This window comes from Rouxiella aceris (assembly GCF_012933545.1).
In the GTDB taxonomy this organism is placed as follows: domain Bacteria; phylum Pseudomonadota; class Gammaproteobacteria; order Enterobacterales; family Enterobacteriaceae; genus Rouxiella; species Rouxiella aceris.
In genome coordinates this window covers 323874-340079 of the sequence record NZ_JAADJU010000004.1, presented here as the reverse complement: position 1 = coordinate 340079, position 16206 = coordinate 323874, and the positions used below count along the sequence as shown (strand labels likewise).

General features: G+C 51.9%; 13 protein-coding genes. 3 read left to right on the top strand and 10 right to left on the bottom strand.

The genetic code is table 11. The annotated features are described in order from the left end of the window. Nucleotides 1-40: 40 nt before the first annotated feature. Complete coding sequence (locus GW590_RS09745) at nucleotides 41-940, bottom strand: lysine exporter LysO family protein (RefSeq protein WP_169402820.1); 900 nt, start codon at nucleotides 938-940, stop codon at nucleotides 41-43. A 246-nt stretch (nucleotides 941-1186) separates the two neighbouring features. On the opposite strand from GW590_RS09745, the gene GW590_RS09740 reads away from it, so the two are divergent. Next, complete coding sequence (locus GW590_RS09740) at nucleotides 1187-3013, top strand: ATP-dependent nuclease (RefSeq protein ID WP_169402818.1); 1827 nt, start codon at nucleotides 1187-1189, stop codon at nucleotides 3011-3013. Nucleotides 3014-3029: 16 nt separating this feature from the next. Here GW590_RS09740 and GW590_RS09735 read toward each other — a convergent pair whose 3' ends face one another. Further along, complete coding sequence (locus tag GW590_RS09735) at nucleotides 3030-3980, bottom strand: VirK/YbjX family protein (RefSeq protein WP_169402817.1); 951 nt, start codon at nucleotides 3978-3980, stop codon at nucleotides 3030-3032. 275 nt (nucleotides 3981-4255) lie between these two features. After that, the gene (gene cspD / locus GW590_RS09730; RefSeq protein WP_169402815.1) at nucleotides 4256-4483 is read right to left on the bottom strand and encodes a cold shock-like protein CspD; all 228 of its coding nucleotides are present in this window, start codon (nucleotides 4481-4483) and stop codon (nucleotides 4256-4258) included. A gap of 534 nt (nucleotides 4484-5017) precedes the next feature. Between cspD and clpS the strand changes: the two genes are divergently transcribed. Then, nucleotides 5018-5338, top strand: coding sequence for an ATP-dependent Clp protease adapter ClpS (clpS, locus tag GW590_RS09725; RefSeq protein ID WP_169402814.1), 321 nt, complete (start codon nucleotides 5018-5020; stop codon nucleotides 5336-5338). 27 nt (nucleotides 5339-5365) lie between these two features. After that, a complete protein-coding gene (clpA, locus tag GW590_RS09720; RefSeq protein WP_169402813.1) occupies nucleotides 5366-7645 on the top strand; it encodes an ATP-dependent Clp protease ATP-binding subunit ClpA in 2280 nt (759 codons plus the stop codon). 93 nt (nucleotides 7646-7738) lie between these two features. On the opposite strand, the gene GW590_RS09715 is transcribed toward clpA, so the two are convergent. The 7 genes from GW590_RS09715 to trxB form a co-directional block, all read right to left on the bottom strand. Continuing rightward, on the bottom strand, nucleotides 7739-8086 hold the full coding sequence (locus tag GW590_RS09715; protein ID WP_169402812.1) for a type III secretion system chaperone family protein: 348 nt from the start codon (nucleotides 8084-8086) through the stop codon (nucleotides 7739-7741). A 109-nt stretch (nucleotides 8087-8195) separates the two neighbouring features. Next, on the bottom strand, nucleotides 8196-9740 hold the full coding sequence (locus tag GW590_RS09710) for an inositol phosphate phosphatase SopB (RefSeq protein WP_169402811.1): 1545 nt from the start codon (nucleotides 9738-9740) through the stop codon (nucleotides 8196-8198). 354 nt (nucleotides 9741-10094) lie between these two features. After that, nucleotides 10095-10313 carry a translation initiation factor IF-1 gene (infA, locus tag GW590_RS09705; protein ID WP_002211347.1) on the bottom strand — a complete coding sequence of 73 codons (219 nt, stop codon included), beginning with the start codon at nucleotides 10311-10313 and terminating at the stop codon, nucleotides 10095-10097. Between the two features lie 108 nt (nucleotides 10314-10421). Next, nucleotides 10422-11141, bottom strand: a complete 720-nt coding sequence (aat, locus tag GW590_RS09700; protein ID WP_169402810.1) for a leucyl/phenylalanyl-tRNA--protein transferase — start codon at nucleotides 11139-11141, stop codon at nucleotides 10422-10424. 66 nt (nucleotides 11142-11207) lie between these two features. Further along, a complete protein-coding gene (gene cydC / locus GW590_RS09695; RefSeq protein WP_169402809.1) occupies nucleotides 11208-12965 on the bottom strand; it encodes a heme ABC transporter ATP-binding protein/permease CydC in 1758 nt (585 codons plus the stop codon). Between the two features lie 2 nt (nucleotides 12966-12967). Further along, nucleotides 12968-14734: a heme ABC transporter permease/ATP-binding protein CydD gene (cydD, locus tag GW590_RS09690; protein ID WP_169402808.1), complete on the bottom strand. Its 1767-nt coding sequence runs from the start codon at nucleotides 14732-14734 to the stop codon at nucleotides 12968-12970. A gap of 299 nt (nucleotides 14735-15033) precedes the next feature. Then, complete coding sequence (gene trxB / locus GW590_RS09685; RefSeq protein WP_169402807.1) at nucleotides 15034-16002, bottom strand: thioredoxin-disulfide reductase; 969 nt, start codon at nucleotides 16000-16002, stop codon at nucleotides 15034-15036. Between the last annotated feature and the right edge of the window lie 204 nt (nucleotides 16003-16206).

The window sequence follows — 16206 nt, the reverse complement described above, 5'->3', positions numbered from 1 at the left end:
AGCGACACAACGGTGTTGGTCGCTCAAATATACCCGGCTGTCAGGCAGAGAAAATCGCCATCAGGATTGGCGCCAACAGGCTGAGCACAAAACCGTGCACGACAGCTGGCGGCACCATATCCAGCCCGCCACTGCGCTGTAATACCGGCAGCGTAAAGTCCATCGAGGTGGCACCACACAGGCCCAACGCCGAGGAGCGGCTGCTGCGCACCAGGGTCGGGATCAGCATAATGGCGCAAAGCTCACGGGCGAGATCGTTAAAAAAGGCCGCACTGCCAATTACCGGGCCAAAGGCGTCGCTGAGGACAATGCCGGAAAGCGAGTACCAGCCATAGCCCGAGGCCATGGCCAGACCGGTTTTTAGCGGTAATCCGAGAAGCAGCGCGGCAATCAGCCCGCCACCAAGGGAGGTGATACCGACCACCGAGGCGACCAGCATACCGCGACGGTTGAGCACAATCTGACGCAGGGTCATGCTGCTGTTGCCCAACTGTGCGCCCACCAGCACCAGCAGGAAAATCAGCGCCGCCTCGCTGGCCTGGCTGGCATACGTCAACCAGTGCCATTGTGTCAGGCCAAGCAGAAAACCGGCGACGACCACGCCACACAGACGCAGAGAATCGAGGGCCATATGCAGGCGCGAGGGCAGGGCCTCCTGGCGATGTTGCGTTTTCCAGGGTTTACGACGCTCCAGTAGCCACAGCGCCATAAGATTGACGACCAAAATACACAGGAAGAACACTGACGCGTATTTGAAGATCATCACCAGGTTGCTGCTGAGATTATCCAGGAAGGCCAGGCTGATGCCCATGATAAACAGAATGACATATACCATCCAACTCAACAGTTTATTGATGGCATGTAACAGATTGGGCTTCCTGATCGGAATAAGATAGCCAACGATAAGCGGAATAAGAATGATCAACAAACCAGAATACATAAAACAGAGTCCATTCATTTGGGAAATTTATAAACGTGCCACAAGCTAACCAAAACCCTGTAAAGAGTAAAGTTTGGCATAGGGTAAGGGCAGAAATTAGCTGTTTTACCTGGCGGAGAGCCACCATTGGGCGCCAGCTTCGCCTTGCGCGGCGTTCTTTACCCGCGATGCTTGACCAATACGCCCTTTTGTCGCCATGCTCAAGGGAGGAGTTTGCTCAGAAACAGCGCCGCACGGGAGGTGCCCATGTATCTTGAACATATTAATATTGTTGGTTTTCGCGGGATTAACCGCTTGTCCCTGAGCCTGACCCAGCCCGACCAGCGCGGCGTGGCGCTTAATGATGCCAAAATCGCGCCTGGCCAGACCAATTTGGGCACGGTCAATACCAATACTGTATTGTTGGGGGAGAATGCCTGGGGTAAATCCAGCCTGCTTGATGTCTTGACGTTGCTGCTCTCTCCCGAGCCGGAACTGTACTGTTTTCAGGAGCAGGACTTTTATTTTCCCGCCGGTGAGCAGCAGGCCAAGCAGCGCTATCTGCACGTAGTATTTACCTTCTGTGAGAACCACCCCGGGCACCATATGGCGCCTCGCTTTAACCCGTTGTCACCGCTATGGGTGAAATGCGACGATCGCTTAAATCGCATTTATTATCGCCTGGAAGGCGAGATGGATGACGACGGCAGCGTGGTCACCTGGCGCACATTTCTTGCCGCCAATGGCCAACCTCTGGCCCTGAAAACTATCGACCCTCTGGCCCTGGAACTGATCAAACTGCACCCGGTGCTTCGTCTGCGTGATGCGCGCTTTATTCGTCGCATTCGCAAAGAGGCGCTGGCTCCCCAGATGCAACAGGATAGTGGCGCATTGGCCAAACAGCTCGATGCCTTGACCCGTGAGCTGATCCATAATCCGCAAAACCTGACCAACGCCGAATTGCGCCAGGGGCTGTCCGCCATGCAACAGTTGCTCGAGCACTATTTTGGTATGAATAGCGTGGAAAGCCAACGCATCACTAGTGGCGGCGACAATAACCCGCAGCAGCCAAATGCCGCCAGTGATGACCGCGCCGAACAGCGTGGCCGGAATAAACTGTCCTGGCAGCAAAAACGTCATGGCCGGGCCGAAAGCCGCCAGGCGTGGCGTTCGATGAACAATATTAATCAGATGATTGCCGAACCTAACAGTCGCAGTATGCGCGTGATGCTGTTGGGCATGTTTTCGACGCTGTTGCAGGCGAAGGGCTCGGTGGTGCTGCATCCTGATGCCCGCCCGCTGCTGTTGATCGAAGACCCCGAAACCCGCTTGCACCCCATTATGTTATCGGTCGCCTGGGGGTTGCTGGAGCAACTGCCGTTGCAGCGTATCACTACCACCAACTCCGGTGATTTACTGTCGCTGGTGCCGGTTGAGCAAATCTGTCGTTTAGTGCGCGAGTCCGGCAAAGTGGCCGCCTACAGCATTGGCCCGCAGGGCATGAGTTCGGAAGATAGTCGTCGTATTGCCTTCCATATTCGTTACAGTCGTCCCTCCTCGCTGTTTGCCCGCTGCTGGCTGCTGGTGGAAGGAGAAACCGAAGTCTGGTTGCTGAATCAGCTGGCGCGCCAGTGCGGCTATAATTTTGAGTCGGAAGGGATCAAGGTCATTGAGTTTGCTCAGTGTGGCTTACGGCCTTTACTGCGTTTTGCCCGCCAGATGGGGATTGAATGGCACGTATTGGTGGACGGCGATGAGGCAGGCAAAAAATACGCTGCTATCGTCAATGGCATGGTGGAAAATCATGATGATATGCTGCGCTATCGCCTGACCGAGTTACCGGCTTTGGATATTGAGCATTATCTGTATCGCAATGGCTTTGATGATGTTTATCGCCGCGCCTCGGGAGTGCCCGATAGTATGCCGATGTCACCGCGACGGGTTATCGAAAAAGCCGTGCACCGTAGCTCCAAGCCGGATCTGGCGATTGAGGTAGCAATGTCCGCGGCGGGACGCGGGACCGATGCGGTGCCGGTGGTGCTTAAGCAAATGTTTTCCCGCGTTGCCTGGTTGGCCCGAGGGCGCGCCGACTAAGTCGACGCAAGGGCTTTTAATGTACCGAGAAGCGCTGGCGAATTTGCGCTTCCATCTCGTCAAGCAATTGATAGCGGCGACGGTATTCGGCCCGTTTTTTACTGGCGATCTCTTCCAGTGATTTGTGCGCCATTTGCGCAGGAAAGCGAAAATAGCCCTGCGCATCCTGGTGTGCGCCTAGCGTAAGCCAAAAGCTGTCGTAATCGGCATAGACCAGGTGTTTACGTTTGTTATAACGCGGATGTTCATAAATATGGGTTTTATTGCCTACCGCCAATACCTGATCGATATTCAATTTTTCAGCTAATAACAGCAAGGCTTCCATTAATATACGTTTGGGGAATAATCCATGGCAGGATTTGGTTGCCTGCTGAATAAGCTGATGCTCAACCTGTTGGGCGGGTCCTTGTAAGGCACCAATAAACAGCGTGCGTTGTCCCTGATAATTCATAATGATAAAGGTCACATTTGCCAGCGCCTGTCCCGCCGCATTATTAAACATCAGGGTGATTTCCCCTTCTTTATCCAAACGTTGGGTAGCGTTCATGCTGATGGAATAAGTGGATTCATCTTTGCCGATCATTACCGCAAGTTTACATGGCTCCTTGCTGAGATGGCCATGCCTTATTGCCATCGGCAGGCGACTGGCAATAAACGCGTAGTGGTCGCATAAACCGCGAGTATAGGTGACACGCGTCATATTGACCGCCAGATAGGGGCGTTGAACCTTACAAGGCAAGGTAGGTTGCGCGGCCAGAATCTCATTGCGCAGCGGATGGGCGGCAATATGGTTCATCAGCGTTAAAGTAGCCCGTGGAAAGGCCAGCGTTCGTGCTAAAAATTTTAAACGATACGCGGGCTTTTGCCACATTCCTCCGGGGACAAAATGTCCAGTTACCAGGGCGGAAATCAGCCCAAGGCCAGACTGAGGTTTTGCGGTATCGGCGGGATAGCTAAGGATTGACATGTTCTTGGACCAATAAAAAATATTGGCGCTATTTGAACAGCCAAATAATAAACCAGATTACAACAGCAGAAGCAGCCTAAGCCGCTGTCACCATTTTGTTTATAAAGGGTTTAATTTCTACAGACAAGTCTGAATGTCGTGGTGACTATAAAAAATACTAAATTTTTTAGCGGTAGCCCTTGAACAAAAGACTATTTCCCCCCATAAATAAAATACCAGCCAATAAGCGGCCGGTATTTTATTAAATTCGCCAGCAGTTATGACATTGACTCTGCTCAGGCGACCACTTCAGACTCCAATGGAATGGGAATGATAAGGCTGGCATGATTTCCTTTAGGGCCTTCATGGACATCAAAAGTGACTTGTTGTCCCGCCTTAAGTGTTCGATAACCATCCATTTTGATCGTTGAGTAGTGGGCAAATATATCTTCGCCGCCGCTCACAGGGCAGATAAAACCAAAGCCCTTGGCATTATTAAACCATTTAACAGTACCCGTCTCCATGCTATTACATCCCTCTCATGACTATGGTGGTAGTTAAAGAGATAAAGCCGTACCCGTTATCTTTCGCGTTGCCGGCATTAGGTTGTGTGACTTGGCCGTCGGCGGATAGATGGCTCATCCCGTATGCTGAACTGAGGTCGGGGTGGTTGCCGTTTGATTGCCGCTGCGACGAACGATAAACCTTTGGGTCGTTTTGCGTTTATTGCCGATGAACACTGCGCAAAACAGCGGTGAGCAATAGCTCATCCGGCTCATAAATTTACACTTTAGTGTAATAGGCTAGGACGTCAAGAGAAGGGTATTTGCCGGAGGGGAGCAGATATCCAAAGTTTGAAGCAGGTAACGCTATTGACATTTTTTTGGACGTACTTTGCCCATTGCGCCACCTAAAAAATTGCTGCTTTGGTCGTGCGGCAAGGATATCCAAAAAATGATAAAATAAGTGGAGTAATGTAGTGACTCAAGACGAGATGTGAAGTTGGCCATCCTTCGTCATGTGTCGAATCAAGTTGTTTACAAGGTGACGGACAGGCGATGGGCGACAATCAAGAGTGGTTAAATTTTGAACACTTGGCGGCAGATAAACAAAAGGATGCGCTAAAACCGCCATCTATGTATAAAGTTATATTAAACAACGACGATTACACTCCTATGGAATTTGTGATTGACGTACTGCAAAAGTTCTTTTCTTATGATATTGAACGTGCAACGCAACTGATGCTTACTGTGCACTATAAGGGCAAGGCCATATGCGGCATTTTTACCGCAGAAGTGGCCGAAACCAAAGTCGCACACGTGAATAGTTACGCCAAGGAGAACGAGCATCCGTTGCTGTGTACGCTGGAAAAAGCCTGATTAAGGCAATCTATTTGGGAGGTGCCTATGCTCAATCAAGAACTTGAACTCAGTCTCAACATGGCTTTCGCAAGAGCCCGCGAGCACCGGCATGAGTTTATGACCGTCGAGCACCTGCTGTTGGCGTTGCTCAGCAACCCGGCAGCTCGTGAAGCGCTTGAGGCCTGTACGGTCGATTTAGTGGCCTTACGTCAGGAATTGGAAGCCTTCATCGAACAAACCACACCCACTTTACCCGCCAGTGAAGAAGAGCGTGATACCCAGCCTACGTTGAGTTTCCAACGTGTGCTGCAACGAGCTGTTTTCCATGTGCAGTCTTCAGGCCGAAGTGAAGTTTCCGGCGCAAACGTGCTGGTAGCCATCTTTAGTGAACAGGAATCTCAGGCTGCTTATCTGCTGCGTAAGCATGATGTCAGCCGCCTTGACGTGGTGAACTTTATTTCCCACGGTACGCGTAAAGACGAAGCGAGCCAGGCTCCGAACAATGCGGAGAACCCGGTTAACGAAGAGCAGTCGGCAGGGGAAGATCGTATGGAGAACTTCACCACTAACCTTAACCAATTGGCGCGCGTTGGTGGTATTGACCCGCTGATTGGTCGTGACAAAGAACTGGAACGTGCTATTCAGGTTCTGTGCCGTCGCCGCAAAAACAACCCGCTGCTGGTGGGGGAATCTGGCGTGGGTAAAACCGCGATTGCCGAAGGGCTCGCCTGGCGTATTGAGCAGGGCGATGTGCCGGAAGTGATGGCTGACTGCACGCTTTACTCGTTAGATATTGGCTCTCTGCTGGCAGGGACCAAGTATCGTGGTGATTTCGAAAAACGTTTCAAATCCTTGCTCAAACAACTTGAACAAGACAAAAACAGCATCCTGTTTATCGATGAAATCCATACCATCATCGGTGCCGGGGCTGCGTCCGGTGGTCAGGTCGATGCCGCGAATCTGATTAAACCGCTGTTATCCAGCGGCAAGATCCGCGTTATTGGCTCTACCACTTATCAGGAATTCAGCAGTATCTTTGAAAAAGATCGTGCTCTGGCACGTCGTTTCCAAAAAATTGATATTACTGAGCCTTCACCTGAAGAGACGATCCAGATCATCAATGGTCTGAAAACCAAATACGAAGCGCATCACGATGTCCGCTATACCGCCAAGGCGGTACGTGCCGCGGTTGAGCTGTCGGTGAAATATATCAACGACCGTCATTTGCCAGACAAGGCCATTGATGTCATTGATGAAGCCGGTGCCCGTAGCCGACTGATGCCAGTAAGCAAACGCAAAAAGACCGTCAATGTCAGCGATATTGAAAGCGTCGTTGCCCGTATTGCTCGTATTCCAGAGAAGACCGTATCAGCCACCGACCGTGACGTGCTTAAAGGTCTTGGCGATCGTCTGAGAATGCTGGTGTTCGGACAGGATCCTGCTATTGATGTGCTGACCGAAGCGATCAAAATGAGCCGTGCCGGTCTGAATCAGGATCGCAAACCTGTCGGTTCCTTCTTGTTTGCCGGACCGACCGGCGTCGGCAAAACCGAAGTCACGGTGCAGTTGGCCAAAGCACTGGATATCGAGCTGCTGCGTTTTGATATGTCGGAATATATGGAGCGTCACACCGTCAGCCGTTTGATCGGTGCACCTCCGGGCTATGTCGGTTTTGATCAGGGCGGTCTGCTGACCGATGCAGTGATCAAGCATCCGCACGCCGTGGTGTTGCTCGATGAAATCGAGAAGGCGCACCCTGACGTCTTTAACCTGCTGTTGCAGGTGATGGATAACGGCACGCTGACCGATAACAATGGGCGTAAAGCCGACTTCCGTAATGTGATACTGGTAATGACCACCAACGCCGGTGTGCGTGAAACAGAGCGTAAATCTATTGGTCTTATCCATCAGGACAATAGCCCTGATGCCATGGAAGAGATCAAAAAGGTCTTTACCCCTGAGTTCCGTAACCGTCTGGACAATGTGATTTGGTTTAACCACTTGTCTACCGAAGTGATCCAGCAGGTTGTCGATAAGTTTATTGTCGAACTGCAGGCGCAGCTGGATGCCAAAGGCGTGTCGCTGGAAGTGAGCGACGAAGCGCGCGACTGGTTATCCGTTAAAGGCTACGATCGTGCCATGGGCGCACGTCCAATGACGCGTATCGTGCAGGAAAACTTGAAGAAACCGCTGGCTAATGAACTGCTGTTTGGTTCGCTGGTTGATGGTGGATCGGTTACGGTTGCGCTGGATAAAGCGGCGGACAAGCTGACTTATCACTTTATGAGTGCGCAGAAGATCAAGACCGAAGGCGCAGTGCACTAAGCCTCTGCAACTGAAGTAAAAATGAAAAAGGGCGATGGCAACATCGCCCTTTTTATATGTCTTGCTGTGTCCCAACTCCGCTGTTCCGCTGGTTCAACTTTCGATAATGGTTTTACGCAAGTGACGTGTGGTCGCTATAAGTTGCTGCAGCCCGCTCTCCAACTCTGAAGCGAGGCAGCTATCAGCAAAACGCAGCAGGGCGAGCAAAACCGTATTTTCAGCATCAGTAGCCAAAACGACTGGGCCGCAATAATTCAACTGCAACGCTTTATATAATCGCGAGACATCCGTAGGTAATGGGCCAACGGGGCAACACATTTCCAGACAGTCGTCCGATTCCTTGAAATATACCGTTAATTCGTTATCAATCACCAGGGCTGGCTCATCGCCATCTATTTCAAGCCCCAGAGCATCATAAAGTCTATAAATTATGTTCAACATTGTATTTTTGCATTTTTAACAAAGGTGGAGGCAATACACCTATTGCCCCACCTGATGATTATAGATAGGTTGTACTAATGACCAACTCATCATAGAAGCGGCAAATATTTTAACCCTTATTATCTGCCACACCGTCGTTATACGATTGAACTTCCTGGTTACCGCCGTGAAGCTTTACCTTCTGAAATAACTGTTTGTTATTCTCATTGAGAGGCGCCCCGGGTTGACTGAGGGGCTCTCCCTGATTCTGGCTGACGATTTCGCGTTTGAGTTCTGTATCCAGCATGCCTGTTCTGTCTTTTCCATTTTTGCAGTTCCAGCAGGGGACTGCGCCAATTTCATAGGCCAGCATGGCAGCATATTGTGCCGCCTTATAAGGCGTGCCATTATCATGGCAGTATGACTTATCAAGCAGGATTTTCCTGAACTGCTGACTTAGCTCCATCACCTTTTGACCATTTTTCGGCATGTTAAGCAGATATTCACCTACCATTCCACCGGGGGAAGCCGACATAAGATCATCACCTAAAAGCTGTTTAACCGCCTGCTGGTTATAGCGATCTGACGTTGCCCAACCCAGGCCAAATTTCAATGCCAATTCGTTGACACCAAAGTTGAATGCTGCAACGTTGAGGCTGACTTTTATCTCCTTAACTTCCTCGTTGCTCACCCTGACAGGTAATTTCAACGGTGTTTGCTTGGCAAGTGTTTGCCAGGCATTCATCTGATCGTTAAGCATATCTTCCTCGTTGCCGATCTGGCTTGCCGTTACCAGCGAAGTGGAGACGATTTGCAGAGAGACTGGCTCGCCTGCTAGCGCCTTTAGCATCAAATCGGGTTTAGTATACAGCGCGGCGGTTACCACCTCTTTTGCCTGGGCTAAAGCGCCAGCTTGCCGTGCCGGATCATTTTTTTTCAACCCATAAGGGGAAAGAATGCCGTGACGAACACCTCTAAATAATTCCCTGGGTCTCCCCTTACCCTCAGGAACGGAAATTTCTGAGGTCCATAAATTCGTTGCGTGTTTAGTGTTTTTGGTCGATGAACCACAGACGCCGGAGTTGTTGTATGGCGTTTCAAACATATCGCAGGAAGAATATTTCATTGCTGCAGCAGGAACTAATGTACTGATGTATCTTTTATTATTATGTACAAAATGTGTTTGCACCGATTGCCAGTTTTTATTATTGCGCAGGGTTATGGCCGTATCTTTAAACTCCTGACGGATAGTTTTCTCAATTCCTTTGGTCACAACTTTGTGCTTTTTATCGAATTGCGCAGCAATATGGCGAATTAATGTTTTTTTTAATCGACTAACGGTTTTTATCTCGGATTGCGTGGCCTGGCGGTCACCAGAACCTGAAATTGTTAAAAGCCCAGGCAGTGATAATAAACTTTTCGCATTGAGTTGTAATTTATCCATAACGGATCCTGCGGTAATCAGCATTTCAGTCTGCATTTTGCCAAGAGCCGCAATCGAACGGGGGGGAGGAGTGATATTCTCACCACTGGTTTTTATTATTTCATCGGCTTTCGGTGGACTTTTTTCATACTTGGTTAAAATAGGGGCTGATGATGAAGCCGCATCGGGCCGTGCCAGCTCAGTGCTAAAATTATAGCTCTGATGTGCTGATTTATTTATTAATGACCACACAATTAAGACTCCGCAAGCAAGGATAAATTTACGATTCTTTCAATCGAATAAGATAACAATATGTTGCGGATCATAACGAGTTGGCAGGAAGCTATCTTTCAGAATTAAGCAGAAACTTATGGATTTATCACAAGAAGAAGAGGTTTTATGTTGATGTTATATAACTGCACCCATAGTTAGGCTCAAAGTCTAACTATGGGTGTAGTTGAAATCTGCGCAGTCGCTATTGTTGACTGTACAGATCATAGATGGCGGAAACCACAAAACGCCCTGGCCACATTTATTGCTAAATGCGGGCAGAGCGCAATGGGTAACCTCAAGTATCGCGGGATAAATCAGCGATGAGTGAGCCTATCAGCGGCTACGGAAGACAATGCGGCCTTTGCTCAGGTCGTACGGGGTCAGCTCTACAGTGACTTTGTCGCCCGTCAGTATGCGGATGTAGTTCTTGCGCATTTTACCGGAGATGTGTGCGGTTACCACGTGCCCGTTTTCTAATTCCACGCGGAACATGGTGTTTGGCAACGTATCCAGTACGGTGCCCTGCATTTCAATGTTGTCTTCTTTGGCCATCGAATCCTCTAGGTGTTACTACCATAGTTTTTAACCGGCAAGATAATGCCGAAAAACCCACATTATGTAAAGAAGTGTTGGTGTATTCCGCACCCATTCCCTAATCCATCAGGAGGGATGGCAAATCACGTCATGTGGGGGTAAGTCTTGTGGCTGCCAGCATTCTGGCGGCAACTGGCGAGGCGAAAGCAAGGATAACTGCTGCAAAAATTGGCGGCGGGGGATCTCTTTCGCACCCAGCGACGCAGTGTGAGGGTTGAGCACCTGACAGTCAATCAGTTCTCCGCCATTACGGGTAAAATATTGGCAAAAAGTCATTACTGCGCATTTGGAGGCGTTCAAACTGCGGCTGAACATTGATTCCCCACAAAATAATCCACCCATGGCCACGCCGTACATTCCGCCGACCAATTGATCGCCCGACCACACCTCAATAGAGTGTGCATGACCCAGCTCATGGAGCTGCAGATAGCCCTGCTTAACCAGAGGACCAATCCAGGTTCCCTCTATGCGCTGTTCGGCACAGCCGTTGATGACCTGCTCAAAGGCGCGATTAAGGGTATAGCGATAGGATGTCTGGCGCAGAAAGCGGCGCATGCTGCGACTGATATGACGCTCTGTGGGCAGCAGAACGGCCCGTGGGTCAGGTGACCACCAGAGGATCGGCCCCCCGGTTTCAAACCAGGGAAAGATACCGCTGCGGTAGGCAGCAAGTAAACGAGAGGGGGATAAATCGCCCCCCATGGCCAGCAACCCGTTGGGGTGACCCAATGCTGTCTCCGGGTGAGGGAAGGCGACAGAGTCTGCTAAGAGATGCACCAAACGCATAGATATCCTAATCAGGGGGCAAAAACTGCTCCCCTGAAACGTCAAGATAGAGGAGTGTGAGTAAGATTATAGTTGAGCGTTAGCCTCTCCACCTTGCATCATTAAGGTTTTTGTATATAAACCAGCATAATGCCCTTGTCTGGCCAATAATTCGGCCGGCTGGCCCTGTTCGACAATCTGCCCTTCTTCCATCACACAGATACGGTCCATTTTATTCAGACCCGCCAGACGGTGGGTGACCAATAGCAAGGTCTTATGCTGACAATGTGTCTCCAGCAGGCTGAGGATATGGCGCTCGGTTTCAGCATCCAGTCCTTCGGTAGGTTCGTCGAGGATCCACAGTGGCGCATCGTGTAACAGCGCACGAGCCAGACCCAGACGGCGCTGTTCCCCCCCGGATAACTGCCGACCGCCTTCGCCAAGCCAGGCGTTCAGTCCCTGGTCTTCCAGCAGGCTCTGCAATTCAACCTGGCGCAATACTTCGGCAAGACGATCGTCGCTGCTGTCAGGCGCGGCCAGTAACAGATTATCGCGCAGCGTACTGTTAAATACGTGAACGCGCTGGCTGAGGATGGTCATCATGCTGCGCAGCGTCGATTCGGCATAGTTGGCAAGGGGCTGGTCGTTGAGCAGGATGCTGCCTTGCTGTGGGTCCCAGGCGCGGGTCATTAACTGAATCAACGTCGATTTACCGCAGCCGGTCTTACCCAACAGCGCCACTTTTTCCCCGGTGGTCAGGGTCAGGTCTATCCCCTTGAGTACCGCGAGCGGCTGGAGTGGATAGCTAAAACTGACATCCTGCAGTCTGATGCTGGCCTGTTTCGTCAGCGGCGCGCCTTCCCCGGGAAAAGTCACGGTAGGTTGCTGATCGATAATCTGGCTGACGCGCCCGGCAGAGGCGATCACCTGGCCCAAATGCTGGAAGGCACCGGCAACCGGTCCCAGAGCTTCAAAGGCCGCCAACGGCGTAAAGACAAACAGCGCCAACAGTGCACCGGGGGCAGGCAGTGAACCAATGCCGCCAGCGGCCAGCCAGAGCAGCAGACAGAGGGTAAGGCCCGAAGCGGCAATCATCAACGCCTGCGACAGACCAGAAAGTTTTGCCTGCTGTTGCTGACGGTCCAGCCAGTTTTGTTCGATGGCATCGAGTTGCTGGCGGCTGCGCGCCTGTTCGCCAAAGATCACCAGCTCCGCCTGGCCTTGTAACCAACTATGCAACTGCGTGCGATACTCGGCCCGCAGTTGCGTCAGGTCACGGCCAATTGGCTGACCAGCACGGTAAAACACTACCGGCAGCAGCACTAGCAGCCCGAGCATAATACCGCCGAGGGTCAATGCCAGCCTGAGGTCCAGATAACCCAGCCCGAGCGTGACCACGACAATCACCACCAGCGCGGTGATTAACGGTGAGATAACCCGCAGGTACAGATGGTCGAGGGTATCGACATCGGCCACCAGGCGATTGAGCAGCTCGGCTTTTTGGAAACGGGCAATGGCACCGGGGGAGAGGGGCAATAGGCGAGTAAAAGTAAAGACGCGCAGATGCGCCAATACGCGGAAGGTGGCATCGTGGCTGACCAGGCGTTCGGCATAGCGCCCGGCGGTGCGGAAAATAGCCGCCCCACGTACGCCTGCTGCCGGCAGCATATAGTTAAAGCTGTACAGACCGGCGATCCCGGCCAGCGACGACGCAGCCAGAAACCAGCCGGAAAGGCTGAGCAGACTGATACTGGCTAACAGGGTGACGATCGCCAGCAGGATGCCGAGTGCCATCAGAAAGCTATGGCGGCGGTAGAGCGCTAAAAAGGGCAGCAGAGTTTTCACAATTACAGCTCCTGGCTTCGTTGGGCAAGCAGTCTGGCAAAATGGCCATGTTGATCTCGCAGTTGCTGACTGGTTCCCTGTTCTACCACCTGGCCTTTATCCATCACCCATACTTCGTCAAAGTTTTCACTATCTTCCAGACGATGGGTCACCAATAAGGTGGTTTGCCGGATGGCCGCCTGGCTAAGGGCACTCATTACCCGTTGTTCACTGTGCGCATCCAGACTGGCCGTTGGCTCATCGAGCAGCAGCAGGGCGCAGGGTGACAGCAGGGCACGGGCGACAGCAACTCGCTGCGCCTGCCCGACGGACAGACGTGCCGCATCTTCGCCGATCGCCGTATCGAGGCCAGCGGGAAGCAAAGGTAAAAACTCGCTGACATAGGCTTGTTCAATCACTGCCGCCAGTTGCTGTTCCGTAGCTTGTGGCTGACCGAGCAGAATATTTTGCCGCAGCGTCACCGCCGGTAAATGGGGATCTTGTCCTACCCAACTGATCTGCTGCCGCCATGCATCGGCATCAATATCGCGCAACGCTGTGCCGTTTACCGTCAACGAGCCGCGATAAGGCAGAAAGCCCAATAACGCATTAAGCAGCGAACTTTTCCCGGCCCCACTTAAACCGACAATGGCCACGCGGCGGCCGGCCTGCAAAGTGAAATTCAGTGGACCGGCGAGGGTTTTGCCTTCCGGGGACAAGATATACATCTCCTCGGCCTGCAAGGTTAATGGCGCGCTATTGTCCCACGGTTGTTGACCGGTAGAAGGGATATCCACTTCGCTGGTTAAAAACTCCAGCAGACTTTCGGCAGCACCGACGGCCTGGGCTTTGGCATGATAAAACACCCCCAGATCGCGCAGTGGCTGAAAGAATTCAGGGGCCAGGATCAGTACCAGAAAACCGGCAAACAGGGTCACCGGCGTGCCGTAACTGCCAAAGTGCAACTCGCCCAGGTAGGAGAAGCCAAAATAGACCGCTACCACGGCAATGGAGATCGAGGCAAAAAACTCCAGCACGGCAGAGGAGAGAAAAGCCAGGCGCAGCACTTCCATGGTGCGGGCGCGAAACTGTTCGGTCGAGTCTTTGATCTGTCGGGTTTCAGCAGCGGCACGATCGAACAGTCGTAGCGTGTCCAGGCCACGCAGGCTGTCGAGGAAATTGCCACTCAGACGCGCCAGTGCTACAAAGTTGCGGCGATTGGCATCCGCCGCGCCCATGCCGACCAGCGCCATAAACACCGGGATCAGCGGCGCAGTGGCAAATAAAATCAGACCGGCAGCCCAGTTAATGGGAAAAATGCTGACCAGGATCAGTAAGGGAATAATCCCCGCCAACGAGATTTGCGGCAGATAGCGGGCATAATAGTCCTGCATATCCTCGATCTGTTCGAGGATCAGCGTCGCCCAACTGCCCGCCGGTTTGCCCTTGATCCACGCGGGGCCCAGGGTATGCAAGCGGTCAAGCACCAGTTTGCGCATCTCTTCACGGATCACGCGACCACAGATAAATCCCACTTGCTCGCGTAACCAGGTGATCGCCGCGCGCAAGACAAAGGTCAGTGCCAGGAAAAGAAAGCTTTGCCACAGAGTGTCCCGTGGTGTCTGGGTGACAATCAGGCTATGCAGCAAGCCTGCCAGTAACCAGGCCTGGGCCAGAATAAGCAGACCCGATAACAGACCCAGCATCATGGAGAGGCGGATCCAACTTTTTGCCCTGGCGCTCTGTTGCTTGAGCCAGCGGATTAATTCTTGTTGCCGTGTTTTATTCATCAGAAAATCAGTCTGCGTAGCAAAGACAGGGGCCTGCTGACAGGTCGCGCCTGTAAAAAGTGACATGCGGCAAAACAGGGTGGAGTGAGACCGCTCCAGAGAACCCCGAACGCAGTACGCATGATCCAAAAAACACCACTGAGGATGCCATTGTCCGTTGGTTTCCAGTGGCTGTGGAAAGCCGCTATATACTACATGGCTGGACCGATGGTGAAAACAGCCGACTTTTATAAATAATCTCGCCGGTTAGCCATAAAAAAAAGCGACCCGTAGGTCGCCTGGAGGTCGCCATGGGACGATTATTTGAAGTTGACGTTGGCCAACCCGTCGAGATAACGCTCGGCGTCCAGCGCGGCCATACAACCGGTACCGGCGGAGGTAATAGCCTGGCGGTAAATATGGTCCATCACATCACCGGCGGCAAAGACGCCCGGGATGCTGGTTTGCGTGGCGTTGCCGTGGATGCCGGACTGTACTTTGATATAGCCGTTTTCCAGCGCCAACTGGCCTTCAAAGATCCCGGTGTTCGGACTATGACCGATGGCAATAAACATGCCGGCGACGTCGAGTTTTTGCAGCTCATTGCTGTGTACATCGCGCAGATGGGCACCGGTGACACCCATTTCATCGCCCAGAACTTCATCGAGGGTTTTATTGGTGTGCAGCACGATATTGCCGCTGGTGGCTTTTTCGTTCAGGCGGTCAATAAGGATCTTTTCCGCACGGAAGTTTTCGCGACGGTGGATCAAATGGACTTCCGCAGCAATATTGGCCAGATACAGGGCTTCTTCAACAGCGGTATTACCGCCACCAACCACTGCCACTTTCTGGTTACGGTAGAAGAAACCGTCGCAGGTAGCGCAGGCAGATACGCCACGGCCTTTGAACGCTTCTTCTGATGGCAGGCCAATATAGCGCGCAGATGCCCCTGTGGCGATAATCAGCGCGTCGCAACTGTACTCTTCACTGTCACCAAACAAACGGAAGGGGCGGCTTTGCAGATCAACACGCTGAATATGGTCGACAATGATTTCGGTATTAAATTTTACCGCATGTTCATGCATGCGCTCCATCAGACCCGGTCCGGTTAATCCTTCAGGATCCCCTGGCCAGTTTTCCACTTCGGTGGTGGTGGTCAGTTGGCCGCCTTTTTCAATCCCGGTGATCAATACCGGATTCAGGTTGGCGCGTGCAGCATAGACTGCTGCGGTATAACCCGCCGGGCCTGAGCCTAAAATAAGTAACTTACTATGTTTAACCGTAGCCATGAGCAATTTATCTCCGTGGGGGCGAACTACATTATTCTGCCGATTGTAGGGAAAACTGCCGCGTAAAAAAAGCAAACTCGGCTGTTGTTAGCGATTTCTCTGATAGTTTGTCCCGCCAAACAGGAAACGATGCCGCGATAAACAGCGACACAGCTGCCTGACAACGGGCAGTGGGCAAATAATCTAAAAATAAAGGCACTGTCA